The 22,610-nt window shown below is 70.4% G+C and carries 20 protein-coding genes, 1 pseudogene and 1 riboswitch; of the genes and pseudogenes, 1 reads left to right on the top strand and 20 read right to left on the bottom strand.

The window, feature by feature from the left end:
- The 17 genes and pseudogenes from fabG to ACTCB7_RS15325 form a co-directional block, all read right to left on the bottom strand.
- Complete coding sequence (gene fabG, locus ACTCB7_RS15245; protein ID WP_463007359.1) at positions 1-738, bottom strand: 3-oxoacyl-ACP reductase FabG; 738 nt, start codon at positions 736-738, stop codon at positions 1-3.
- Positions 731-1,183: a hotdog family protein gene (locus ACTCB7_RS15250; protein ID WP_163648332.1), complete on the bottom strand. Its 453-nt coding sequence runs from the start codon at positions 1,181-1,183 to the stop codon at positions 731-733. The genes fabG and ACTCB7_RS15250 overlap by 8 nt, the downstream gene beginning before the upstream one ends.
- Positions 1,180-2,376, bottom strand: coding sequence for a beta-ketoacyl-ACP synthase (locus tag ACTCB7_RS15255; RefSeq protein WP_463007360.1), 1,197 nt, complete (start codon positions 2,374-2,376; stop codon positions 1,180-1,182). Before ACTCB7_RS15255 ends, ACTCB7_RS15250 begins: the two co-directional genes overlap by 4 nt.
- On the bottom strand, positions 2,369-2,947 hold the full coding sequence (locus tag ACTCB7_RS15260; RefSeq protein ID WP_463007361.1) for a DUF3261 domain-containing protein: 579 nt from the start codon (positions 2,945-2,947) through the stop codon (positions 2,369-2,371). Before ACTCB7_RS15260 ends, ACTCB7_RS15255 begins: the two co-directional genes overlap by 8 nt.
- Complete coding sequence (locus tag ACTCB7_RS15265) at positions 2,944-4,191, bottom strand: NAD(P)/FAD-dependent oxidoreductase (protein WP_463007362.1); 1,248 nt, start codon at positions 4,189-4,191, stop codon at positions 2,944-2,946. The genes ACTCB7_RS15260 and ACTCB7_RS15265 overlap by 4 nt, the downstream gene beginning before the upstream one ends.
- Positions 4,178-6,514, bottom strand: coding sequence for an MMPL family transporter (locus tag ACTCB7_RS15270; RefSeq protein WP_463007363.1), 2,337 nt, complete (start codon positions 6,512-6,514; stop codon positions 4,178-4,180). Before ACTCB7_RS15270 ends, ACTCB7_RS15265 begins: the two co-directional genes overlap by 14 nt.
- Positions 6,511-7,074 carry a LolA family protein gene (locus tag ACTCB7_RS15275; protein ID WP_224421498.1) on the bottom strand — a complete coding sequence of 188 codons (564 nt, stop codon included), beginning with the start codon at positions 7,072-7,074 and terminating at the stop codon, positions 6,511-6,513. The genes ACTCB7_RS15270 and ACTCB7_RS15275 overlap by 4 nt, the downstream gene beginning before the upstream one ends.
- A 20-nt stretch (positions 7,075-7,094) precedes the next feature.
- Complete coding sequence (locus ACTCB7_RS15280) at positions 7,095-8,669, bottom strand: HAL/PAL/TAL family ammonia-lyase (protein ID WP_224421497.1); 1,575 nt, start codon at positions 8,667-8,669, stop codon at positions 7,095-7,097.
- The gene (locus ACTCB7_RS15285) at positions 8,659-9,603 is read right to left on the bottom strand and encodes an LpxL/LpxP family acyltransferase (RefSeq protein ID WP_224421496.1); all 945 of its coding nucleotides are present in this window, start codon (positions 9,601-9,603) and stop codon (positions 8,659-8,661) included. Before ACTCB7_RS15285 ends, ACTCB7_RS15280 begins: the two co-directional genes overlap by 11 nt.
- Positions 9,600-10,364 carry a glycosyltransferase family 2 protein gene (locus tag ACTCB7_RS15290; RefSeq protein WP_463007364.1) on the bottom strand — a complete coding sequence of 255 codons (765 nt, stop codon included), beginning with the start codon at positions 10,362-10,364 and terminating at the stop codon, positions 9,600-9,602. Before ACTCB7_RS15290 ends, ACTCB7_RS15285 begins: the two co-directional genes overlap by 4 nt.
- Positions 10,361-12,073, bottom strand: a complete 1,713-nt coding sequence (locus ACTCB7_RS15295) for an AMP-binding protein (protein ID WP_463007365.1) — start codon at positions 12,071-12,073, stop codon at positions 10,361-10,363. Before ACTCB7_RS15295 ends, ACTCB7_RS15290 begins: the two co-directional genes overlap by 4 nt.
- Positions 12,073-12,624, bottom strand: coding sequence for a COG4648 family protein (locus ACTCB7_RS15300; protein WP_463007366.1), 552 nt, complete (start codon positions 12,622-12,624; stop codon positions 12,073-12,075). The genes ACTCB7_RS15295 and ACTCB7_RS15300 overlap by 1 nt, the downstream gene beginning before the upstream one ends.
- 24 nt (positions 12,625-12,648) lie before the next feature.
- The gene (locus ACTCB7_RS15305) at positions 12,649-12,912 is read right to left on the bottom strand and encodes a phosphopantetheine-binding protein (RefSeq protein ID WP_463007367.1); all 264 of its coding nucleotides are present in this window, start codon (positions 12,910-12,912) and stop codon (positions 12,649-12,651) included.
- Positions 12,913-12,920: 8 nt separating this feature from the next.
- Positions 12,921-13,679, bottom strand: a complete 759-nt coding sequence (locus ACTCB7_RS15310; RefSeq protein ID WP_463007368.1) for a lysophospholipid acyltransferase family protein — start codon at positions 13,677-13,679, stop codon at positions 12,921-12,923.
- Between the two features lie 29 nt (positions 13,680-13,708).
- Positions 13,709-14,386 carry a beta-ketoacyl synthase chain length factor gene (locus tag ACTCB7_RS15315; protein ID WP_463007369.1) on the bottom strand — a complete coding sequence of 226 codons (678 nt, stop codon included), beginning with the start codon at positions 14,384-14,386 and terminating at the stop codon, positions 13,709-13,711.
- 116 nt (positions 14,387-14,502) lie between these two features.
- On the bottom strand, positions 14,503-15,075 hold the full coding sequence (gene mntP, locus ACTCB7_RS15320; RefSeq protein WP_463007370.1) for a manganese efflux pump MntP: 573 nt from the start codon (positions 15,073-15,075) through the stop codon (positions 14,503-14,505).
- A 12-nt stretch (positions 15,076-15,087) separates the two neighbouring features.
- Positions 15,088-15,255, bottom strand: a riboswitch (yybP-ykoY riboswitch).
- A gap of 264 nt (positions 15,256-15,519) precedes the next feature.
- A pseudogene (locus ACTCB7_RS15325) lies at positions 15,520-18,021 on the bottom strand (putative bifunctional diguanylate cyclase/phosphodiesterase); the annotation flags it as partial.
- Between ACTCB7_RS15325 and ACTCB7_RS15330 the strand changes: the two are divergent.
- Complete coding sequence (locus ACTCB7_RS15330) at positions 17,932-18,924, top strand: hypothetical protein (RefSeq protein ID WP_463007371.1); 993 nt, start codon at positions 17,932-17,934, stop codon at positions 18,922-18,924. The pseudogene ACTCB7_RS15325 and the gene ACTCB7_RS15330 overlap by 90 nt on opposite strands.
- A 325-nt stretch (positions 18,925-19,249) precedes the next feature.
- Here ACTCB7_RS15330 and ACTCB7_RS15335 read toward each other — a convergent pair whose 3' ends face one another.
- From ACTCB7_RS15335 to ACTCB7_RS15345, 3 genes are all read right to left on the bottom strand, one after another.
- Entirely contained in the window at positions 19,250-20,080 is an 831-nt protein-coding gene (locus ACTCB7_RS15335; protein WP_463007372.1) for a helix-turn-helix domain-containing protein, read from the bottom strand.
- A gap of 324 nt (positions 20,081-20,404) precedes the next feature.
- Positions 20,405-21,907 carry a PhnE/PtxC family ABC transporter permease gene (locus ACTCB7_RS15340; protein WP_463007373.1) on the bottom strand — a complete coding sequence of 501 codons (1,503 nt, stop codon included), beginning with the start codon at positions 21,905-21,907 and terminating at the stop codon, positions 20,405-20,407.
- Positions 21,900-22,610 (bottom strand): ATP-binding cassette domain-containing protein, encoded by a 711-nt coding sequence (locus ACTCB7_RS15345; RefSeq protein ID WP_463007374.1) that lies wholly within the window; start codon positions 22,608-22,610, stop codon positions 21,900-21,902. Before ACTCB7_RS15345 ends, ACTCB7_RS15340 begins: the two co-directional genes overlap by 8 nt.

Genomic DNA, 22,610 nt, shown 5'->3' on the forward strand with positions numbered 1-22,610 from the left:
CTAGCACAGCCCGCCGTTGACCGAGAGCACCTGCCGGGTGATGTAGCCGGCATCCGGGCCGCACAGGAAGCTCACTGCGCCGGCGACCTCGTCGGCGGTGCCCGGGCGCTGCATGGGAATGGCGCGCCGGGCCGCCTCGGTGGCCTCGGCGTCGACCATGTCGGTTTCGATCAACCCCGGCGCCACGGCGTTGACGGTAATGCGCCGCTTGGCCAGCTCCACCGCCAGCGCCTTGACCGCGCCGATCAGCCCGGCCTTGGCGGCGCTGTAGTTGACCTGGCCGCGGTTGCCGATCAGCCCGGACACCGAGGACATCACCACGATGCGGCCCGGCCGCCGCCGGCGGATCATCGGCATGACCAGCGGGTGCACCACGTTGTAGAAGCCGTCGAGGCTGGTCGACAGCACGCTGTCCCAGGCCGTGTCGGTCAGCGCCGGGAAGGCGCCGTCGGCGGTGATGCCGGCGTTGCAGACCACGCCGTAGTAGGCGCCGTGGGCCGCGATGTCGGCCTCCAGGGTGGCGCGGGCCGCCGCACGGTCGGTCACGTCGAAGCACAGCACCCGCGCCGCGCGCCCCATGGCGCGAATCTCCTCCGCGACCGCCTCGGCCTGCGCCTGCTGGCGACGGCAGTGCAGCACCACATCGAAGCCGTCGCGGGCCAGGCGCAGGGCCACGGCGCGGCCGATCCCCCGGCTCGAGCCGGTGACGAGGACGGTGTCGGGGCGGGAGTCAGGCATGCGTGGCCTCCTCGTCGGCGGGCTGGAAGATGGTCAGCCGGCCCTCGGCCAGCAGGGTGTCGTCGTCGGCCGCGAGCACGCGGCCCGCGAAGTGGGCCAGGCCGTTGTCGGCGACGAAATCGCGCGTGACCTGCACGCGCAGCGCCCGGTCCACCGGGAAGGCGGGGCGGTGGCTGGTGAAGCGTCGCGTGCCGACGAGAAACCCCACCGCCGGGGTCGCACCGTGCCGGGCGGCGTGCCAGCCGGCCCAGGCGGCGACGCCCTGCGCCAGCCACTCGAGGGCGACCCAGCCCGGCACCGCGCCGTCGCTATGGAACAGGCGATTGGTGGCGGGGTCGACGCTGGCACTCAGCGAGGTCTCGTCCACCGCCAGCAGGCGATCGAGCAGACACATGGCCCCCTGCTGGGGGACGTAGGGCGCGATCGCGCAGGGCAGGGGCGTCATGGACCGTCCTCCGGCGCGTCGCGGGCCAGCAGCAGGCTGACGTTGTTGCCGCCGAAGGCGAAGGAATTGGACAGCGCGACGCGGGGCGCCCCTTCGGGAGTGTTGACCAGCGGCAGTCGCGGCAGCTCGGGGTCGTCGACGCCGTCATGCACATGGCGCGGCAGGAAGCCGTGGTGCAGGGCCAGCCAGCAGAACGCGGCCTCCAGCGCGCCGGCCGCACCCAGCGTATGCCCGGTCAATGCCTTGGTGGAGCTGCAGGCCGGGGGTGTGGCGAACAGCTCGCTGACCGCCCGGGCCTCCATGGCATCGTTGTGGCCGGTGCCGGTGCCGTGCAGGTTGAGGTAGTCCACCGCCTCGGGCGCGCAACCGGCCTGGTCCAGGGCGGCGGCCATCGCCGCGCGGGCGCCGCTGCCGTCGGGGCGCGGGGCACTGACATGGTAGGCATCGCTGCTCTCGCCGGCGCCGAGCAGCTGAATGCCGCCGGGCTCGCGGGTCACCAAGAACAGCGCGGCGGCCTCGCCGAGGTTGATGCCGGCGCGGTTGGCGGAAAACGGCAGGCTGGGCGCGTCGCTGACCGCCTCGAGACTGGCGAAGCCGTTGACCGTCAGCCGGCAGAGGCTGTCGGCGCCGCCGGCGATCACCGCGTCGCACTCCCCGGCCAGCAGCAGGCGTCGCGCGCTGGCCAGGGCCCGGGCGCTGGAGCTGCACGCCGTGGACAGCACATGTACCGGCCCGGTCAGTCCCAGCCGCTCGGCGACGCAGCGGGCCGGGGCACCCAGCTCCTGGCGCGCATACTGGAAGTCCTCGGGCAGCGGGCCGTCACGCCCGGCGACGGCCAGGGCCTGCTCGGTCTCGCCGATTCCCGAGGTGCTGCTGCCCAGCACCACGCCGATGCGCTCGCGGGGGTGGCGTGCCAGCACGGCCTCGAGGCTTGGCCCCAGGCGCTCGAGGGCCCGGGCCAGCAGCCGGTTGTTGCGGCTGCGGTGCGCCGCCGGCCAGTCCGCGTCGGCGGGCAGGGGCACCGTCACCCGGCCCAGCGGCAGGCGCCGGCCGGGGGTGAAGGCATCGCTCGCCGTCAGCCCGCGGCGGCCTTCGCGCAGGGCGGCCATCACCGGGAGCAGGTCGTCGCCCAGGCTGCAGACCACGCCGGGGGCGGAGAGACGGCACGGCGATCGAACAGTGGCATCACTCATGGGAGGTCTCCGGCAGCGGGGAAATGCGCAGGCGGTAGCCGCCCCGGCGATCGTCGAGCCGCACCGTCTCGGCGCGGGCGAACTCGGCGTCGGCCGGGGTAATACGAGCCACCGTGCGCCCATGATGGCGAATGATACGGGCTCCGTCGGCGACGTCCACCGTCCAGGGCGTGCCGTCGAAGGCGGCCTGCAGCGCGGCGACCGGCCACAGGCACCAGTCGAGCCGGGCGGCGAGCCAGTCGGCCGGCGGCAGCGTGTCGCCGAGCGTCGCCAGCGGCACGTCGCCCTCGCGATAGCGGCTGTCGCCGTCCTCGTGGATCAGGGTCACCAGCCGCTGACCGTAGGGCGTGAGGAAGGCCGCCCGCCAGCCGGCGCCCCGGACGCGCAGCACCGCCAGCAGGGTCCGGGGTGCGCGCCGCGTGTCGTCCGGGATCAGGCTGATGCGCCGCTGGACGGTGGTCGCCGTCGCGGCCAGAGACTGGCGCGGCGCGGGCGGCAGCGGCGGGGCCAGCGAGCAACCGCCGAGCAGCAATGCCAGGCAGGCGGCCGGCCAGACCGGACGGCGTTTCATGGGCGGGCCTCCGGAAGAGGCCCGCACAGCTCGGCCAGCAGGTCGAGCCGCCGCCGGCTGGCGGTGACCAGGGGGTTGCCGCGGTCCCAGGCGTAGCCGGCGAGTACCGCGCTGATCCGGCGGCGCAGCTCGGCGGGCGGGTCGGGGTGAAAGATGATGCGCTGCAGGCGGCCGTCGTACCAGGCGTCGACGAAGGCGCGGAAGGTGGCAATCCCGGCGCGCAGCGGGCGTTCGAACTCGGCTGCCCAGTCGGGCGACTCGTCGGCCAGCGTACGCTCGACCAGCGGCACGGCCATGTCCGCCGAGCGCAGCGCGATGGTCACCCCGGAGGAGAACACCGGGTCGAGGAATTCGCCGGCGTTGCCGAGCAGCGCAAAGCCCGGGCCGTGCAGGCGCTCGACGTCGGCGGAATAGCCGGCCAGTGACTCCACCGGACGCACCGGCTGGGCCCCGGCGAGCAGCTCGCCGAACCGCGGTTCGGCGTCGACCAGCGCCCGCCAGCGGCTTTCGGCATCGCTTCCGGCGGCCTCGAGGGTCGCGGTGTCGCCGACCACGCCCACCGAGGCGCGGCCGTCGCGAAACGGAATCAGCCAGTACCACAGCCGCGCGTCATCGGGATGCACGCCGATCAGGATCTTGTCGCGGTCGAAGCGCGCATCGAGTTCGGTCGCCACATGGGTGAACAGGGCCGTGCGGGACTCGAGCCGCGGGTCGCGGGCCAGCCCCAGCCGGCGGGCCAGCACGCGGCCGTAGCCGCTGGCATCGAGGATGAAGCGCGTCTCGAGCCGTCGAGTGTGGCCGGTGTCATCGCGCACCGTGAGCCGGGGGTGCCGGGCGTCGGGCTCGACGGCATCCACCGTGGTGGCGAAGTCGACCCGGGCGCCGCGTGCCCGGGCGGCCTCGATCAGGCGCTGGTCGAAGTCGGCCCGTTCCACCTGAAAGGTGGTGGACCAGCCCGGCGTGGTCTTGTCGTGGAAGTCGATGACGGTCGATACGCCGCGATGGGTGAAGGCGGCGCCGTTCTTGAGCTGGTAGTCGCCGGCCAGGACGGTATCGAGCAGCCCGGCGCGCTCGAGGTGTTCCATGCACTGGGGCAGCAGGCTCTCGCCGATCGAGAAGCGGGGGAATTGCGTGCGTTCGACGACCTGCACTCGATAGCCGGCATCGGCGAGTCGGGCGGCGGCCAGGGCGCCGGCTGGGCCGGCGCCGATCACGACCACGTCGCTGGTGTCAGTGTTCGCCATGCGGTCTCTCCTTGATGCGAGGCGGGGCGGGACGCACCCAGGGCACCAGCAGCCCGACCAGCGTCAGGCCGATGAGGCAGGTCAGCCCCAGGTAGTGCAGCGCCGGCGTGGCGCTGAACGCGAGCAGGCCGAAGGCCAGCACGCTGGTCAGCGTGGACAGGCTGACCGCCAGCCAGGTCGCCGGGCGCCGCGCATGCTCGGCGCTGAAGATGCCGGCGTCCAGGCCGATCCCCAGCACCAGCAGCATGCCCAGCTGGCTGAACACGTTCAACGGCACCCCCGCGACGGCGTACACCGCCAGGGTGCCGAGCAGGGCGCCCAGCGCGGGCGTGACCACGCGCCAGGCCTGCCGACGGTAGCGCAGCACGAGCCCGGCGGTCAGCAGGGCCAGGGCCAGGCCGACCCACAGGCTGACGTGCCGGCGCAGCTCGCCGAGCAGTCGCGACAGGCGCGCCACGCGATCGACGTAGCAGACATCGGGCCGGGCGTCGGCGAGGGCCGCCAGGCGCCGGCCTTCCGCCGCGCTGTCGACGCCGTTGAGCACCAGGGTGGCGGCCAGGCGCGTGGTGCCGTCGTCGGCCGTGACCGGCCCCAGCCACAGCCGGCGGTCGGCCGTGCCGGCGGGGGCGTCGAGCCAGGTGGCGACATCCAGCCGCGGTACGCTGTCGAGGGTGGCGCGGGCCTTGTCGATCACCGAGCCCGGCAGGCCGGCGCGTTCGACCAGCGTCGCCAGCGGCTCGCCGTAGAGGCGGCGCACCGCGGCGAGATTGGCGTCCTGCATGCGGGGCGGCGGCACGCGGTCGGCCAGATTGCGGTAGCCGATCGTCAGGCCGTCGGCGCTGGCCGTGTCCAGTCGCTGACCGAGGGTGGCCAGCCGCTCGAGCAGGGCGGGCTCGTCGTCGGCGGTCACCAGAAAGTAGCGGCTGCCGGTGTCACGGCCCAGCAGGCTCTGGACCTGGCGCTCCTCGGCCAGCTGCGCGGACGACGAGGGGTTGAGCAGGCGCAGGCTGTCGTCGGCGGTCAGCCGCCAGGCGATCACGCCCAGCAGGATCAGTGCCACCACGGCCAACCAGCCGGGCGCCAGCGTACGACGCGGCGTGGTGAGCGACCACCAGCGTGCGGCGATCCGGGCGGTGGCGGGGTGCACCGGCAGCGCCAGGCGGGGCAGCCACAGCACGCCGGTCAGCCAGGCACCGGCGAGCCCGGCGGCGGCGAACAGGGCCATCTGGCGCAGCCCCGGCATCGGTGCGAGGGCCAGGGCCAGATAGGCGGCGAGGCTGGAAACCAGCCCCAGGGCCAGGCCGGGTAGCAGCGGCCGCAGGTGAAAGCGCCGGCCCTGGACGGCGCGTTCGCACTGCAGGTGCAGGGCATAGTCGATGGCCACGCCGATCAGGCTGGCACCGAAGGCCAGGGTGAGCAGGTGCAGCCGGCCGAACAGCGCCAGCGTCAGCGGCGTGGCGACCAGCAGGCCGCCGGCCAGCGGCAGCAGCAGGGCGAGCAGGGTGCGTGGCGAGCGAAACACCGCCAGCAGGATGACGATCAGCGCCAGAAAGGCCCCCAGCCCGATGGTGGTGATCTCGTGGCGGGCCTGACGCGCGCCGCCGGCGGCGTGGAAGATCAGCCCCGAATGCAGCAGCCGGGCATCGGGATGCGCGGCTTCGAAGGCACGCAGCGCCCGAGTGAGTGCCTGCTGGGCCGACGGGGCATAGGGGGTGTCGGCCAGCCGGCCGATCAGCAGCGAGCGGCGCGTGCCATCCCGGTCACGCACCGTGAGCAGGCCCTGCCAGCTCGAGACGGGGCTGTCGTCCTGCTGGGCCAGCCAGCGGTCGAGCAGCCCGAAGGGGTCGGCCACCGGCTCGGGGTCGCCACCCGGCGAGAACAGCCGCGCCAGGGCCGGCTGAACCAGCGAGGTGCCGCCGTCCTGCTCGATCGCCTGCCGCAGCGACGGAGTGAGCAGCCGGTAGCGGTAAGGGCCTAAAACGGCGGCGGGATCGCTGTCGGCGAAGTCCACGTCCCGCCAGTCGAGGCGGGTCAGCAGCCGGCCGCCGTCGGCGGCGGAGAGCCGCTCGGCGAGATCGGCGGTGGCCCGGGGCAGGGCCGGCGCGTCAAGCAGCAGCACGAAGCGATCCTCGAAGGCGCGGCCGAGCCGGGCGTCGGCGCGTTCGAGCAGCGGATTCTGGCGGTCCTGGGGCAGCAGCGCGGTCAGTCGCGTGTCGCTGGGCAGCCCGTCGCGCAGCTGCCAGGCCAGGCTCACCACGCCGGCCAACAGCACCAGCCCCCATAGCCGGGCGAGGTGCTTGCCGAGGGCCGCCGGGCGCGTCACGGGTCGCTTCCGGCCAGGGGCTGCAGGTCGCTGAAGCGTACCGTGAGGGTGTCGCCGTCGGCGGTCTCGAGCCGCAGGCGCTCGACGTAGCGGCCGCCGGCGAGCGTCACCTCGGCGAGACGCTCGCGCAGGGCGGCCTGGCGGGGCGCGAGCGCCACCTGCCAGGCCGTGGCGTCGCCGCTCAGGGTCAGCGAGAAGCGCCGTTCGAGCGCCTGCCAGTCGCCGTCGAGCAGGTTCAGCAGCAGTGCGGCGATCTGGCGACGGCGTCGGTCATCGCCGGTATCGCCCGGCGCGTCGTCCGCCGCGCGGGCGTCGGCGGGCGTGAAGACCTGGCGGTCCTCGACCGGTTGCTCCAGCGCCCAGACGACCCGCTTACCGCGCTGATAGGTGAAGTGCCCGCGGCTCTCCAGATCGGTATCCAGGTCGGCGAGGTGGCGGGTCTGCACGAAGCGACCGCTCAACCCCTGGGTGTCGCCGAGCCGGTGCTGGAGGTCGGCGAGGTCGAAGGCCAGGGCCGGACTCGACAGCAGTCCCAGCATGAGCAGTACGAACAGGCGCATGACAATCTCCGGTCGATGGGTCAGTCGGCGGTGTGGGCCGGGGTGTCGGGGTACAGCGTGGCGGCGAGTTCGGGCAGGACCCGACACAGCCGTCGCAGCTCGTCCTCGAGGGGGCGGTCCTCGGCCAGCGGCGCGATGTGCGTGCGGCAGGCGGCGAGCCAGGCGGCCAGCACCGCCGGCGGCTCGTCGCTCAGGCTCCGGCGCAGCTCGAGTGCCTGGCAGGCGGCGTGGAGCACGCCGGCGACGACCTGCTCGACGAGCGTGAGCACGCGCAGGGCATCGCGGGCGGCGATGGTGCCCAGGCTCACCTTGTCCTGATTGTGGCACTCGGTGGAGCGCGAGAAGACGCTGGCCGGCAGGCTGTGCTGGAGCGCCTCGGCCGTCCACGCCGAGACACCGATCTGCACCGCCTTGTAGCCGTGGTTGAGCGCCGCGCGCTCGGGCTCGGCGCCGCTCAGGTTGGCCGGCAGGCCGTGGTTGTAGCGGGGGTCGACCAGCAGGGCCAGCTGGCGGTCGAGCAGGTCGGCGAGGTTGGCGGCCAGGGGCTTCAGCGCGTCCATGGCGAAGGCGATGTGACCGCCATAGAAATGGCCGCCGTGCAGCACCGTCTCGCCGTCGGGGTCGATCAGCGGGTTGTCGTTGGCACTGTTGAGCTCGTCCTCGATGAAGCGGCGCAGCCAGCCGAGGCTGTCCTCGAGCACGCCGATCACGTGCGGCGCGCAGCGGGTCGAGTAGCGGTCCTGCAGGCGCGGCGAGTTGCGTGGGGTGCGGGCCTCGGCGTCGACGGCAAGATCGGCGCGCAGGCGGGCGGCGATGCGCTGCTGGCCGGGATGCGGCTTGGCGGCGAACAGGGTGGCGTCGAAGTGGTAGGGGTTGCCGTCCAGCGCCCAGACGTTCATCGCCGTGGCCCGAGTGGCGAGCCGCGAGAGATGTTCGGCGCGCTCCCAGGCCAGGCAGGCCAGGGCGGTCATCACCGCGGTACCGTTCATCAGCGCCAGGCCTTCCTTGGGGCGCAGCCGGTAGGGGGCGAGGCCGCGCTCGGCGAAGGCCTCGGCGGTGGCGCGGCGGTGGCCGCGGTCGTAGACCTCGCGTTCGCCGCAGAGCACCGCGGCCAGGTACGACAGCGGGGTGAGGTCGCCGCTGGCGCCCACCGAGCCTTCGGTGGGGATGACCGGTATCACGTCCTCCTCGAGCAGCCAGACGAGGCGTTCGAGCAGGGTCCACGACGCCCCGGACAGGCCGCGGCACAGCGAGATCAGCCGCACGACGACCACGGCGCGGGCGGTCTCGACGTCCAGCACCTCGCCCAGGCCGCAGCCATGGAAGGTATACAGCTGTCGGGGCAGGGCCTCGAGCTGGTCGGCGGGTACCGCGCGGGTACAGGCGTCGCCGAAGCCGGTGGTCACGCCGTAGATGACGCCGTCCTCGTCGAGCAGGCGCTCGAGAAAGGCCGGGCCGGCCTCGATGCGGCGGCGGAAGGCAGGGGCGTCGGTGAGGCGCACGCGGCAGTCGCGCCGCGCGACCCGCGCGACGCTCTCGAGCGGGACGGGGGTGCCGTCCAGCGTCAGCCAGGGGCGAGTGTTGTCAGCGGTCATCGGCGTGCCAGAAGGGAAAGAAGTTGAACCATTGCAGCGGGTGACGCCGGCACTGCTCGGTCAGCCAGGCGACGTAGCGGGGCATGGCGGCATCGCACCAGGCGTCGCGATCACGGCGCCTCAGGGTGGATGTGTCATCGAACGGCTCGAAGGTGATGCGGTGATGATCGCCGTCGCGCACGCAGCCCAGCGTGTAGATCGGACAGCGCAGCAGCGCGGCCAGCCGGAACGGGCCTTCGGGAAAGGGCGCGGCGTCGCCGAGGAAGTCCAGGTCCCGGGTGCGCCCGGACTCGCCCACCGGCACGCGATCGGCGGCGATCACCACGAAGCCGCCGGCATCGATGCGCCGGGCCAGGCGCATCGCGGTGGCGGGCGTGATCTCGCTGACCTCGACGATCTCGGGGGGGCGACGGTGGGTCGCCTGGGCCAGCAGGGTGTTGAACTTCTCGGCGTTGCGGGTGTGCATCAGCTGGGTGACGTGGAAGTCGTCCCGGGTGTGGCTCATGGCGCTGCAGATCTCGAGGTTGCCGTGATGCGAGACCAGCATCAGCCCGCCCCGGCCGCTGCGGATGGCGGCGTCCAGCCGGGCGCGGTCGGCATCGGGGATGCGTACATCCAGCGCCAGGCCGCTCCAGACGTCGACCTTGTCCATCAGTGAGCGCCCGAAGGCCCAGAAGTGGCGCATCACCAGCAACGCCATGCCGCCGGGCGCGCCGCCGGCATGGTACGGCCAGATGCGCTTGAGATAGCGCCGCGAGGCACGCCGGGCCAGCGGGCGGCGCAGATAGTAGTAGAGAATCACCCATGCCAGCATGAAGCGAAACGGCAGGGGGCCCAGCCGGCGGCGGATCCAGACCATGATCCGCATGCCGGCGACGCTGCCCGATTCCTGGATGCGCGCCCAGTGGCGCGGCGCCTTTTCCGTGGCGTTCACGCGTCGTTCCTCCCGGTGGCTCGTTGGACGAGGCGCCACACCAGGCGCGGCAGGCGATAGAGCATGCCGGCGAACAGCCGCAGGTGCATCGCCACCAGCAGCGCGTTGTCGCGGCCGAGGGCGAAGTGCGACACCCCGTCGAGCGGATAGTGTACCCGAACCGGCAGGTTGAGCACCTCACCGCCCGCCCAGACCCAGCGCACCGGGAGTTCGGTATCGAGCTGCATGCGCTCGCCACAGCCGTGACGGGCGAGAAGCCGGCGCGTGGCGGCCACGGGAAACAGCTTGACGCCGCACATGGTGTCGCGCAGCGCGAACGACAGGGTATCGAGCCAGACCATGCCATGGGTCAGGTAGCGGGCGTAGAAACGATGGCGCGGGACGCTGGCATCGAAGCGCGGATAGCCGATGCGCAGTCGCGCGTCGTCGGCGGACAGGTCGGCGACGAAGGCGGGCAGGTCGGCAGGGTCGTGCTGCCCGTCGGCATCGACCTGCAGGGCGTGGGTATAGCCCAGGCGTGCCGCCTCGGCGAGACCGGCCTTGACCGCCGCGCCCTTGCCGCGATTGCGCGGCAGGCGAATCAGCTGGATATCTTCGGCCGCCGCCAGGGCATCGAGAGTCGCGGCGCACGCCGGGTCGCTGCCGTCATCGACCAGCAGCAGTGGCAAGCCGAGACGCTCCCGGATCGCCGCGTAGGTGCGGCCGATGGCGTGTTCGTGGTTGTAGACCGGGATCAGTACGCAGGGGCGAGCCGTTGTCATGGCGGGTCTCCTGCACGGAAGTACATCCGGCCGCTGGCATGGCAGCCGTGACGGCCGGTGAGGCGGAAGTCCAGTCGCTGCGTGTCGCCGTGCCACTCTAGGGCCAGGGTGACGCGCTCGCCGGGGAGCAGCAGCTGGGGGAACTTGACCCGTTCCAGGTGCGAAAAGGCCCCCGTCACGCCGAGGTGCTCGCGGGCCAGATCGGACGCCCATTGGACCATCACCACACCCGGCACCACCGGCCGGCCGGGGAAATGCCCGGCTAGGTGAGCCAGGCGTTCCGGCACCTCGAGGGTAACGCGGCAGTGGGCGTCGCCGGGCGTGTCGACGCCCAGCCAGCGCGGCTGCGTGGGGTCCCGGCGGTCGCGGAACAATCGTTCGACGCGCTCAGCGGTGAGCTTGCCCTGGGCATTGACCGGCCAGGTCTCGACGAAGCGCCAGGCGCGGGGGATCACCGTGGGCTCGAAGGCGCGTATCAGTGGCTCGCGCAAGGCCGCGATGCGGCGCCGACGGGCGCCGTGCTCGACAGGGATGTCGGCCGGGTCGAGCTGAACGATCGCGCCGAGCCGGCCGCTGTGGTCGGGCAGTACCACGGTACGGGCCCGGTGCACGCCGGGGGCGGCCTCCAGGGCGCAGTCCATGGCGGTCAACGACAACCGCTTGCCACCGACCTTGGCGATACGGTCGGCACGGCCGAGCAAGTGAAAGCGGCCGTCGGCGGCTTCCCGGATGCGATCGGCCTGGCGTTGCCAGTCGCGGGTGTCGAGATAGGGCGAATGCAGCCACAGGTGGTCATCGTCGCGGTCGGCGCGCACTGCGACGCCGGGCAGCGGCGTCCAGGCGTCGTCCTGCCGATGGGTGTCGCGCCAGGCGATGCCGCCGGTCTCCGAACTGCCGTAGAGCTCGCGAACCGGGGCATCCAGCAGCCGGTGGGCGCGCTGCCCGTCCGCGGCCGGCAGCGGGGCGCCGGAGCTGTAGACGGCGGCCAGGCGCTGTCGCACCCGGGGCCAGTCGAGCGTATCGGGCAGCCGCTCCAGCGGCGGCGGGGCGCTGATCAGTTCGGCCTGACCGGTATCGTCCAGCGCGGCGAGCCAGGCGTGCAGGGTTTCCGGGTAGCGGCACAGGACGCCGGCCATCGGCGCCGCCTCGCCCAGCGGGCGCAGGATGGCGAACAGCAGGCCGTAGATGTGCTGGTGGCTGACCTGGCTGATCGTCAGCCGCCCTTCGAGCGGCCAGAGGTCGCGGTGCGTGGCCAGTTCGGCATCGAGCTGGGCGAAGGACTTGGGGATGCGCTTCGCCGCGCCGGTGGAGCCGGAGGTGTACAGCCAGAGCGCCGTGCGCCCGGCATTCAGTGTTCCCCAGCGCGGGGCGGCGCCGGTGCCCGGGCGATGGCCGCCGGGCACATCGCCCAGTCGGGCCTGGGTCAGGGCATCCACGCCGGCCAGGGTCTCGGGGCGGTCGTCGGCGGGCAGCAGGACACTGTCGCCGCGCTCCCACAGGGCCAGCAGGGCGCTGGCGAAGGCCAGCGGGTCGCGGTCATGCAGGGCATAGCAGCGGCCGGGGGCGGCGAGCGTGTCGAGGCAGGCCTGCCAGGCACCGATGCGCCGCTGGAAGTCGGCCAGCGTGACGCGGCCGGCGGGCAGCCAGCCGACGCACCGCGACGGGTCCGGGTCGCGCCAGCGAGCCTGGCGCAGGGGGGAGTCGTTCATCACGAAGCCCTCTTCTTGACGCGCTGGCGCACGAGCCATTCACCGGCGAACAACAGGGCCATCGCCAGATAGGCCAGCCCGCCGTTGTACAGCGACCATAACGCGGGGTCGCCATGGATCACCGTGGCCAGCGCCAGCGTGCCATTGACGGCGAAGAAACCGCACCACAGTTGGGTGACCCGGTAGGTATAGCGCACGCCGCTGGGCGGCAGGTCCGGCGTCTGACGCCGCGCGAGCCGTTCGATGACACTCGGCGGGTGACGCAGCGAGCGGGCGAACAGGCCCAGCAGGGCGGCGTTGGCCAGCACCGGCCAGAGCCGCATGACCAGAGTCGCCTGTCCGCCGGCCGCCAGCAGCACGGCGGGGATGCCCAGCCCGAGGGCCCAGCGCTTGTGTCCGACCGGCAGGCGCCAGGCGACGAGTGCGGTCAGCAGCACCAGCCAGGGCCAACCGCCGGCCGGTTGCCAGCGGGTGACGAGCCACGGCCAGGCCAGGGTCGCGGCGCCGATCAGCAGGCCGGCGGGCGAGCGTGAGACGGAGGGCCGGTCCATGAGGGGCGTGCGTCAGTGGCCGGGTTACTGGGTACGGCGCGCCTCGACCAGCGCCGCCAGGGTGCGCAGGTTGGCGAAATGGCGCCGGGTTTCCTCGCTGTCGGCCTCCAGCTGGATGCCGTAGCGTTTCTGCAGGGCCAGGCCCAGTTCGAGCGCGTCGATGGAATCGAGTCCCAGGCCTTCGACGAACAGCGGTTCGTCGGGGTCGATATCCTCGGGGGTGACGTCCTCGAGTTCCAGGGTGTCGATGATCAGCTGCTTGAGCTCGAGTTCCAGTTCTGTCGTCATGGGCTCCCTCATCCCTTGTGGGGGCGGTTGAAATAGGTTTCCAGGCGCTGCGTCAGGTCGCCGACCGCCTCTTGTGTCGTCGGCGACGGCACGGTGGACGGGAGCGGTCGGCCGACCTCGATACGGAAGTCGGGGCGGCGCGGCGGCACACGATACCACGGCTCGCCCTTGGTCAGGGTACTGGGACGGCAGCGAATGCGGACCGGCGTGACGGCGGTGCGACTGGTCACGGCGATGGCGGCGCCGCCGCGGCGCAGGCGTACCGGCTGGCCGGGCGTCGAACGCGTGCCTTCGGGAAACACGATCAGCGACTGGCCGCCGCGCAGTGCCCGGCAGGCGGCCTTGAACGTGGCGCATGGCCGGCGGTTGGTGATGAAGCCGGCGGCGCGAATCACGCCACTCGTCACCGGGTGACGGGCGAGCGGGCCCTTGACGATGCAGTTGGCATTCGGCGTGTAGGCGAGCAGGAACAGGGCGTCGAGCAGGGTGGGGTGGTTGGCCAGCAGCAGGCGGCCACCGCCGGCCAGCCGATCGATGCCGGACACCCGGTAGTCGATCAGCCGGGCATGACGCAGCGAGGCCAGGTAGGCGCGACAGGTCAGGCGCACCAGATGTCGGGTGCGACGCTGGGCGGTAGCCCGGTCGGGGCTGATCAGCCGCGTCATCGGTGCGAACAGGGCACCGATCGTGAGGGCGGCGACGGCGAAGCCGACGAAGGCCAGCGGGGTGATCAGCCGGCGCCATAGCGGGTCGAGGTGACGAATCATGCGAGGCGCCGGATTCGAGGCAAGCGCCATCAGGGGGCCAGCGTCCAGGCGCGGCCTCGCAGGGGGCTGCCCAGCTCGCCGCCGTCCCGCAGCCAGGCGATGACGTCGACGGGCTGCGGCGGGTCGCCGCCGCCCTGCCAGGGGGATTCGTGGATCGCCCGGCCGTTGTCGAGCGACAGACGCATGGCGAGTGCCGCCGCCCCGCGGGAGGCGGGAGCATGATCGGCAAAGCGCGGCGGTACCGGTACATCGCTGAACACGGCGATGACCTGCGGTGCGCCCTCGGCCAGGTAGCCGCGGGCCTCGCTGAACAGGGCGGCCAGCTCGTCGCCGCCGGCGGCGATCGCCTGCAGCGAGCGGCGGTTGCCGCTGGCGATGGAGTAGACACCCAGCACGGCGTTGTGCACGGATAGGCCGAAGCGGGCCGGTGACAGGGGAGCATCCTCGGCCAGCGCGTAGAGCAGTTCGAGTGTGCGCTCGCCATCCCCATGACGCGACGCGTGCAGCAGGATGCTGTCCGCGTCGGGGTCGAGCTCGGCGAGCAGGTCGGCGACCGCCCGCCCGGCGAGGTTGACGCGGCGGCGCAGCATCGCCGGCAGCGAGCGGCCGCCGGGTCGGGTGTCGGTGGCGATGCGGGTGTCGCCTCCGGCATCGCCGTCGGGGAGCCAGGCGCGCCAGTCCTGGAGATGGAGAGAAGGAGAGTTCATGGTGCCGGGTCCTGTCACTGCCGAGGGCCTGCGCGTCCTGCCGGGATGGCCGTCGACGCAGGCTATACCCTACGCGAGTCGCCGCCTGCGGGCCACTGTGGCGCCCATGGCCCGGCTCAGGCCAGCATGCCGAGGTGCTCCATCAGTAGCAGCGTGCCGATGCCGATCAGGATCACGCCGCCGACGATCTCGGCACGCTGACCGACCACATGGCCGAGCACGCGGCCGAGCATGACGCCCAGCGTCACCATGGTCAGGGTCGCCAGACCGATGAACGCGGCGGTGGAGACGATATTGACGTCGACGAAGGCGAGCCCGACGCCCACCGCCATCGCGTCGATGCTGGTGGCGAAGCCGGTCAGCGCCAGGCGCAAAAAGGAGTGCTGCGTGGGGCGCTCATCGGCCTCGTCGTCGTTCTGGGAGAAGCCTTCCTTGATCATGTGGCCACCGAGCAGCAGCAGCAGGGTGAAGGCGATCCAGTGGTCCCACTCGGCGACGTAGCGCGAGGCGGCCATGCCCATGGCCCAGCCGATGACGGGGGTAGTGGCTTCGATGGTGCCGAATATGAGGCCGGTACGCAGGGCTTCACGGAAGTGGGGGCGCTGGAGGGCCGCTCCCTTGCCGATGGCGGCGGCGAAGGCGTCCGTGGACATGGCAAAGGCCAGCAGGAGGGTGGAAGCCAGGGTCATGGTTATCTCCGGGTCGGGCGATTGGCCAGGGGCATGCCGCGCGCGCCCGACCTCGAGCACACGGCATACCCTTGGTCTCGCCAACCGGAGTCGGTCGCCTGCACCACGACACGGTGGTGTCGAGTTTGTTGATGCAGGCCTCCTCGATGTCAGGGTCGAGGATCGGCTACTCCCCAAAGGAGCGCTGATCCTAAAACATCGTTTGGCAAAATGATAGGCGGGGTGTCGCCGGGAGCGTGCCGGGTGTCGGTGCCGCGCTCCCGGGCCGAGATGCCCGGGAGAAGCCGGAGATGGCTCAGGTGAGGCCGGTCGCGATACCGATGGGCTCGTACCGACGGACTCGGCCCGTTGTGCCAGCCAGGGCATCAGCATTTCCAGCGGCATGGGCTTGGCGAACAGATAGCCCTGGAAGGTATGGCAGCCGAGCGACAGCAGGTAGCCATGCTGCTCCTCGGTTTCGACCCCTTCCGCCACGATCTTCAGGTTCAGATCCCGAGCCAGGGTGATGACGCTGCGGCAGATGGCGGCATCCTTGTCGCTGGTCGCCACGTCGGTGACGAAGCTGCGATCGATCTTGATCTTGTCGATGGGCAGGTCGCGCAGATAGCTGAGGCTGGAGAAGCCGGTGCCGAAGTCGTCGATGGCGGTGCTGACGCCCATGCCGCGCAGCGCGTTGAGGGTGTCGATGGCGCCGCCGGTATCGTGCATCAGGATGCCTTCGGTCAACTCCAGCTCCAGGTGGCGAGCGCTCAATCCCGTAGCGGCCAGGGTGTCGCGAAGGGCGGTGAGGAAGTTGGCGCGGTGGAACTGCAGCGGAGAAAGGTTGACGGCCATCCGGCCGTGGAGAAGCCCCTCGTCGACCAGCCGACAGGCGTCTTGACAGGCCTGGCGCATCACCCAGCGGCTCAGGGCGATGATTTGCCCGGTTTCCTCGGCCAAGGGGATGAAGACACCCGGCGAGATCACCCCCTCGGTGGGGTGGTGCCAGCGAACCAGGGCCTCCAGGCTTTCGACGCGGCCATGGCGGTCGAGAAGCGGCTGGTAGTGCAGGCTGAGTTGGTGTTGCTCGATGGCCTCCTGGAGCTGGGTGCGCAGGGTGACGCGCCCGCTCTGCCGGCTGTCGAGGTCCACGGTATAGCGCTCCCAGGCGTTGCGTCCCTGCTGCTTGGCCTTGTACATGGCCATGTCGGCATGTTGCAGCAGTTCTTCCGGTTCATGCAGCGGCCCGGTGTGGGTCGCGATGCCGATGCTCGCCGAGATGTGCAGTTCGTGCGGGCCGACTCGATGCGGCTTGTTGAGTTCGTCGAGCAGGCGCCCTGCAACATCCTCGGCTTCCTCGGGCGTGTTGAGGTCGGGCAGCAGCAGCACGAACTCATCGCCGCCCAGGCGGGCGAGGGTGTCGCTGGTGCGCAGGCTATGCGTCAGGATACGAGCCACGCTGACCAGCAGCTCGTCGCCCACCTTGTGGCCGAGGGTGTCGTTGATCGGCTTGAAGCCGTCGAGGTCGATGAACAGCACGGCGACGGTGCGCCCCTTGCGCGCGGCGAAGTCCACGTCCTGGCTCAGCCGTTCGCTGAACAGGGCGCGATTGGCGAGCCCGGTGAGCGCGTCGTGGGTGGCCTGGTAGGCCAGCTTGCGTTCCTGTTCACGATGTTCGGTGACGTCGGTCATGATACCGACGAAATGGGTGATCCCCTGGTCGGCATCGCGTACCGGCGACATGAGCAGTTGGTTCCAGTAGGGGCTGCCATCGGCCTTGTGGGCACGGAAGGTTGTGGTCAGCGTCTCGCCTTGCTCGATGGTCTGGCGAATCGCGGTGGCGATGTCGCTGGTTGCCGCGTGGCCGGTCAGGGCATGGGGTGGGCGGCCGAGAACATCCTGTTTCTGGTGGCCGGTGATGGCGGTGAAGGCCGGGTTGATATAGGCCACGGGATACCCGGCGGTCCGGGCGTCGAGGATGACGATCGCGTTGCTGCTGGCTTCCACGCTGCGCTCCAGCACCCGCATGCGTTCTTCCGAGCTGACGCGCGCGCTGATGTCCTTGGCGATGCCGAAGACGCCGTCCACCGTGCCGTTGACGATAATGGGCACCATGACGACTTCGAGATCCTGCACCGTCCTGGCATCACGCCAGAAACGCAGGGTGTAGGTGTCGGTACGGCCGCTGGCGGCGTGTCGGAAGGCGGCTTCGGTACGCCGGATATCCGCCTTCGAGCAGGCCGGCTCGCAAATCAGGGTGCGGAAGTGGCGCCCCAGCAGCTTGTGTTCCGGCACGCCCACGATCGCCTCGGTGATGGGGTTGATGGCGGTGTAGGCGCCGTCGAGATTGTAGGCGAAGGCGGCATCGGGGTGGCGGGTGAACAGGGAGCGAAACCGCTGCTCGCTGTAGTCGAGCGCCTGGGCCTGCGCCGCACGCACGGCGAGCAGGGCGCGGCTCAGGATCAACTGATGACTGAACAGCAGCCCCAGCAGACCGAAGATGAACGGCAGGGTGCCCTCCAGGCTGCTCAGGGGCATCGGCCCATCGAGCACCGTGAGCGTGAAGACCGGGCCGCCGGGGAGCGGGATTTGCCGGGCGGCGAACGTCTGGGGAGTGATGCTGTTGCTCCAGTCCCGGTCGGAAAGAGTGGCCCACGGCTGGCTGTCGAGCATGAAATGGAGGGTAAAGCCGCCGGTATCGACATGGGCCTGCAGTTGCACGATATCGCGCATGTCCAGGGTGGCCAGCATGGTGCCGACCCCACCGTTCAGGGTGATGGCGAGCAGGCCCAGATACGGTCGCTCCGGGTCCGGAAAACGCCAGAAGGTCGTGCTGCTGAGTTCGTTCTGTCGATGTAACCAGCTTTGTGTGGCCGGTTGCGCCAGCTGCGCCATCAGCCACTGCAGGTCCTCGGTAGAACGGCCGATGCGCCAGTTCTGGGCGCCGTTGGCGGCCAGATAGGCCATGGCCTTCAGGCTGGGTTCATCGCTCAGGTAGGTGCGCGCCTCGACATTGCGCAGTCGCGAGTCAGGCAGGCCGTCCTGTGCCTCCCAGCGTTCCGTGAGGCGTTCGAGCATGTGCACTCTGTCGCTGAGCCGCTGGACGAAGCCTTTCGCGACATTGGCGGCCAGCTTGTCGGCTGCATCCAGGCGTTCATGGTGCTGTACCCAGCCGCTGGTCAGCCAGACGGCCAGACTCAGGGTCACGCCGACCGTGCCGGCCACAAGGGCGGTGCGCGGCAGCGTCAGCGCCGGGTCAGGGGCGTGTCTGGCGACGATCAAAAAACCGGAGCCCAGCAGCGCCGCGAACAGGCTGCCAACGGGGGAGAAGCCGGCCGTCGAGCTGGTGTCTGTTCCGATGGCGGCAAACAACGTCATGCCGAGTGTCAGAGCGCCGGTCATGATCGCGACGCCACCGATCAGACGCCAGGCAGGGCGGGCAAGCCGCCACTGGGCAGGCAGCAGATAGCCGACGGCGGCCAGCACCAGCAGGCCCGCCGGCAGCGGATGCAGGCCTCGGTATGCTGTTACCGGTGCAAGTCTGTCGTGTGGCGCCGCCAGCATATACTGGCCCAGCCCGTAGAGAGCCACCGCCAGCATCAGCAGTGCCAGTACAGAGCGCATCATGCGATGCTGACGCGCCAGGGCCAGCAGCCCCGCGCTGGCCAGCAAGACGGCGATGCCGCCTTCCGAGCTCAGCCACCAGTGTTGCAGCAGGGCAGCGTGCGGAAGGCGGTCAAGAAAAAGGCTGATGCTACCGACCAGAATACCCAGGACGATCAGGATCAGCAGCCACGCCTGCAGAGCGAGCCCGTTCTGGGGCGACAGTGTGGAGGGGGGGGTGGTCCGGGCGTGGAGGCTGGGGCATAGAGAGGCGCTGCAATAAAGAGGGCGTCGGCAGGGCACGGCGTGCGATGCAATTGCCTTCGTTATACAGTGCGAAAAGCAAAGTGCAATAGAAAAGACAACGACGTGATGTCGGCTTTTCTCAAAGACTTCTGCGAGCCATATCGGCAGATCTGCGGGCCATTCGGCAGAAAAGGGGCGCGGATAATCTTTCCTGTTGCTCTATGTCGGCGGCGGGGCAATGGCAGGAAGCACCCAGCCATGAATGCTTCCGTGCCGGAGTGAGGTTGCCGGGACGTGAGTCGACAGCGGCCCTCATTGGCCCTGGCTGTTGAATGGTGAGCCGGAGTCAATGATTAGCCAAGGACAGTGTCGCTATCTGTGCATCGGGCGATGTCCTGGCGGGTGGTGCGAGCCTGGATGGCGTGGGTATGAGCACCGTCAGCCTGTCCCCTCGGGCCAGGGATTCCAGTGCAGGCAGGTCGAGAATCCATACTTCACGGCCTCTGATGGTTATCAGGCCTTGCTGCTGAAACTGGCCGAGAACGCGACTGACCGTTTCCATGGCGATGCCCAGATAGCTGCCGATTTCGGCGCGGGACTTGGAAAAGCGAAAGCGGTGGGCCGAGTAGCCACGGCGGTGAAAGCGTTCCGAGAGCTCGCAGAGCAGGGTCGCCAGGCGCTGGTCGGCCGACTGGTGCGTGAAGTGCCCCATCAGCAGCCGGTCCTCGCGCAGCGTCCGGCTCATGCTGCGGAACAGCTGGGTGCGCAGCGCAGGGAGTTGCTCGGCCAGCGTGTCGAGGCTGGTATAGGGAATGTCGCAGATGGTGGCGGCTTCCAGCGCCCGCACCGACCCCGGGTGGCGCAGCGTGTCCAGGCCATCCAGGCCGACCAGCTCGCCGGGCAGGAAGAAGCGGGTCAACTGTTCCCGGCCGCCGGTATGGCTGACCTGCTTGAGGCTGCCCGAGCGCACGACGAACAGGCTGTGCAGGGGCGCGCCTTCCCGTGCCAGCAGGCTGCCCTTCTTGAAGTGGCCCGGCCGTCGCACGATAGCGTTGAAACGCTCCAGATCCCGGTCGTCGAGCGCCTGCGGCAGGCACAGCGATCTCAGGCTGCAATGCCGGCAATGGACGTCGTCGGCGTCGCCGCGACGTTGGAGCAGATCGTTGTGGTCCGCCATCGAGTCCTTCCTGAACTGGTATTACCAGTTCGAAAGTATAGTGAGACGTCTCACTTTTCCAGCTTAGCAACCTTGATGGCGATCAATATTCGGCGTGGCTCATAAATGTGTCTAAGGATAGAACAGGGGGGGCGGCGGGTCTCGATCCTATAAGCTTTGTACGAAAAGTCGGCGAGCGAAGGAAAGACAAGGCAAAAATCGGCGAAAAAGCGGACTGGGCTCGCACGCGAGTTTACGGGGTGTAAATGAGCATTTTGATCGGACTCGCGCCCGAGCCGGTTTTTAACGCCGTATTGCCGAGCGCAGGCAGTTTTCGGACAAAGCCTAGCGGCTGCACGGATCGTCCATCACCACCTCGCGAGGCCGGTAACGCCGCGCCAGGGCGTCGACGGCGATGTTCAGCCCGGCGGTGACCAGCAGCAGGAAGAACGCCTGATCGAACATCAGATACTGAAAGCTCGAATCGATGTGAAAGCCCAGGGTGGCCACACCCAGCATGCCGAGCAGGGCGGTCTCGCGGATGATCACCTCGGCGCGGTAGAAGACCAGGGCGAGCAGGCCGGGGTAGATACGCGGCAGCAGCTCGTAGGCGTAGCGGCCGCCTGCGGGAAGCCCCGGCATACCGGGTTCGATGTTGTCGGCGTGGCGGGCGGCGAGAAAGGCGATCAGCGCGCCGTTGTGCAGCGCCAAGGCCAGCCAGGCGGGCAGCATCGAGGGGCCGAGCAGCAGCAGGAAGATGAACGCCAGCATCAGCTCCGGCGTCGAGCGCAGCCCGACCAGCAGGGCACGCCCGCCCAGCCGCGTGGCCGGATTGCCGAAGTGGCGGCTGGCCAGTGGCCACAGCAGCAGCGCGATGATCAGCGCGCCCACGGTGCCCATCAGTCCCAGCAGCAGGGTGTTGCCGATCGCCGGACCGAGATCGGGGATATTGCCCAGCCAGGCCATGAGACCCGCCCAATCGCCATCGAGCAGCGGTGCCGGCCATAGATCGTGACTGACGAAGCGCCACAGCAGGCCGCTATCGACATGCGGCCAGGGGCCGAGCAGGAACAGGCTGCCGAGTGTCAGCAGCGGCAGCAGGCGGCGGTGCCCCCAGAAACCGATCGTGCCGATCAGCAGGTAGAACAGCCAGAGCAGCGCCCCGGCCTGATGATAATGGCCTTCGCGGAAGGCGCTTTCCAGATGGAAGCCCAGGGTCGGCAGGCCGACGAATCCTAGTAGCACGCTGGCGCGTAGCGAGCACTCGAAGCGGTAGCGGGTGTAGGCGGCCAGCCGTTCCCAGGCCAGCGGCAGTTCCGCATAGATGAAGCGCGACAGGCGGCCGACGCCGGGCGGCAGGCTGTCGGCGGCGTCACGCGGGGTCTGCTCGAGAATCTCGGCATAGACCTTGGCGAAGATGCCGGCGTAGGGCACGGCCAGCGCCGCCAGGGCGGTGACGGCCGAGAAGCCGAAGACCTGCAGGAACAGCAGCGCCCAGAACAGCTCGTGGATGGCGCGCACGAAGGCGCAGGCGGTGCGCACCAGCCGCGAGCGGAAGAATACCAGCGCCAGCGGAAAGCCCAGCAGCACGCCGAGCAGGGTCCCCCACAGGGCCACGCTGACCGTCAGGCCGATGGCCTGGAGCGGCGAGCTCAGCTCGCGCCAATGGGGCAGAGCCAGTCCTGTCGCCATGCGGCTCAGCTCCGCCCAGGGGTCGTGAGCGACCACCGACAGGTCGGCGAAGGGCAGCAGCACGATGCACAGGGCGACCAGCACCAGCGAGCGTCGGGCCAGCCGCAGCCCGGGCGAGTCGCCGTGCAGCATGCCCGGAGCGGTGGGTTCAGCCATGCGCTGTCTCGTCGGCCGAGGCGCTGGAGGCGGCGTCGGCGTCGGGGTAGAGACGGTCGAGGTCGTCGAGCGTCAGCGTATCGGTCGTGGCGTCGAGCACCAGCCGGCCGTCGCGCAGCCCCCAGACACGATCGAAGTGGGACAGCGCCAGCTCCCGCTGGTGCAGGGCGACGACACTGGTGTCATGGCGGGCATCGATCAGCGCCAGCAGGCGCAGCGCCTGATGAGGGTCGACGCTGGCCACCGGCTCGTCGCCGAGGAAGAGGCGGCGCTGCTGATAGAGCGCGCGGGCGATCGCCACGCGCTGACGCTGGCCACCCGACAGCCGGGCGACCGGGCGCCTGAGCAGGCCGGCCAGGCCCAGTTCCCCGCACAGGGTTTCGATCTCGGTCCAGGCCCGGCGATCGGGACGGATCAGGTTCCACAGGTTGGCCAGCGCCGAGTGGCGCTCGAGGCGGCCCATGTAGACGTTGTGGTAGACCGCCAGTTGCGGCACCAGGCCGTGGCTCTGCGGGCACCAGGCGGCATCGGTGTCGAGGCGCCGGCGCAGGGTGGCCAGCAGGGTCGACTTGCCGGCGCCGCTCTGGCCGAGCAGGGCAATGCGTTCGCCGGTGCGCAGGGTCAGCGACAACCGGGGAAGCACGACCTGGCTGCCGTGGCCGACATCCTCGCCGGCCAGCGACAGCAGTTCGGCGTCACTCAT

This window comes from Modicisalibacter sp. (assembly GCF_055145905.1).

Bases quoted from the DNA above. Each gene is read 5' to 3' on its own strand.
- mntP (WP_463007370.1), bottom strand. From the start codon at position 15,075: ATGACCCTGGCTTCCACCCTCCTGCTGGCCTTTGCCATGTCCACGGAC.
- ACTCB7_RS15315 (WP_463007369.1), bottom strand. From the start codon at position 14,386: ATGAACTCTCCTTCTCTCCATCTCCAGGACTGGCGCGCCTGGCTCCCC.
- ACTCB7_RS15260 (WP_463007361.1), bottom strand. From the start codon at position 2,947: ATGAAACGCCGTCCGGTCTGGCCGGCCGCCTGCCTGGCATTGCTGCTC.
- fabG (WP_463007359.1), bottom strand. From the start codon at position 738: ATGCCTGACTCCCGCCCCGACACCGTCCTCGTCACCGGCTCGAGCCGG.
- ACTCB7_RS15255 (WP_463007360.1), bottom strand. From the start codon at position 2,376: ATGAGTGATGCCACTGTTCGATCGCCGTGCCGTCTCTCCGCCCCCGGC.
- ACTCB7_RS15290 (WP_463007364.1), bottom strand. From the start codon at position 10,364: ATGACAACGGCTCGCCCCTGCGTACTGATCCCGGTCTACAACCACGAA.
- ACTCB7_RS15275 (WP_224421498.1), bottom strand. From the start codon at position 7,074: ATGCGCCTGTTCGTACTGCTCATGCTGGGACTGCTGTCGAGTCCGGCC.
- ACTCB7_RS15310 (WP_463007368.1), bottom strand. From the start codon at position 13,679: ATGATTCGTCACCTCGACCCGCTATGGCGCCGGCTGATCACCCCGCTG.
- ACTCB7_RS15305 (WP_463007367.1), bottom strand. From the start codon at position 12,912: ATGACGACAGAACTGGAACTCGAGCTCAAGCAGCTGATCATCGACACC.
- ACTCB7_RS15335 (WP_463007372.1), bottom strand. From the start codon at position 20,080: ATGGCGGACCACAACGATCTGCTCCAACGTCGCGGCGACGCCGACGAC.
- ACTCB7_RS15300 (WP_463007366.1), bottom strand. From the start codon at position 12,624: ATGGACCGGCCCTCCGTCTCACGCTCGCCCGCCGGCCTGCTGATCGGC.
- ACTCB7_RS15265 (WP_463007362.1), bottom strand. From the start codon at position 4,191: ATGGCGAACACTGACACCAGCGACGTGGTCGTGATCGGCGCCGGCCCA.
- ACTCB7_RS15280 (WP_224421497.1), bottom strand. From the start codon at position 8,669: ATGACCGCTGACAACACTCGCCCCTGGCTGACGCTGGACGGCACCCCC.
- ACTCB7_RS15345 (WP_463007374.1), bottom strand. From the start codon at position 22,610: ATGAGTGACGCCGAACTGCTGTCGCTGGCCGGCGAGGATGTCGGCCAC.
- ACTCB7_RS15295 (WP_463007365.1), bottom strand. From the start codon at position 12,073: ATGAACGACTCCCCCCTGCGCCAGGCTCGCTGGCGCGACCCGGACCCG.
- ACTCB7_RS15340 (WP_463007373.1), bottom strand. From the start codon at position 21,907: ATGGCTGAACCCACCGCTCCGGGCATGCTGCACGGCGACTCGCCCGGG.
- ACTCB7_RS15250 (WP_163648332.1), bottom strand. From the start codon at position 1,183: ATGACGCCCCTGCCCTGCGCGATCGCGCCCTACGTCCCCCAGCAGGGG.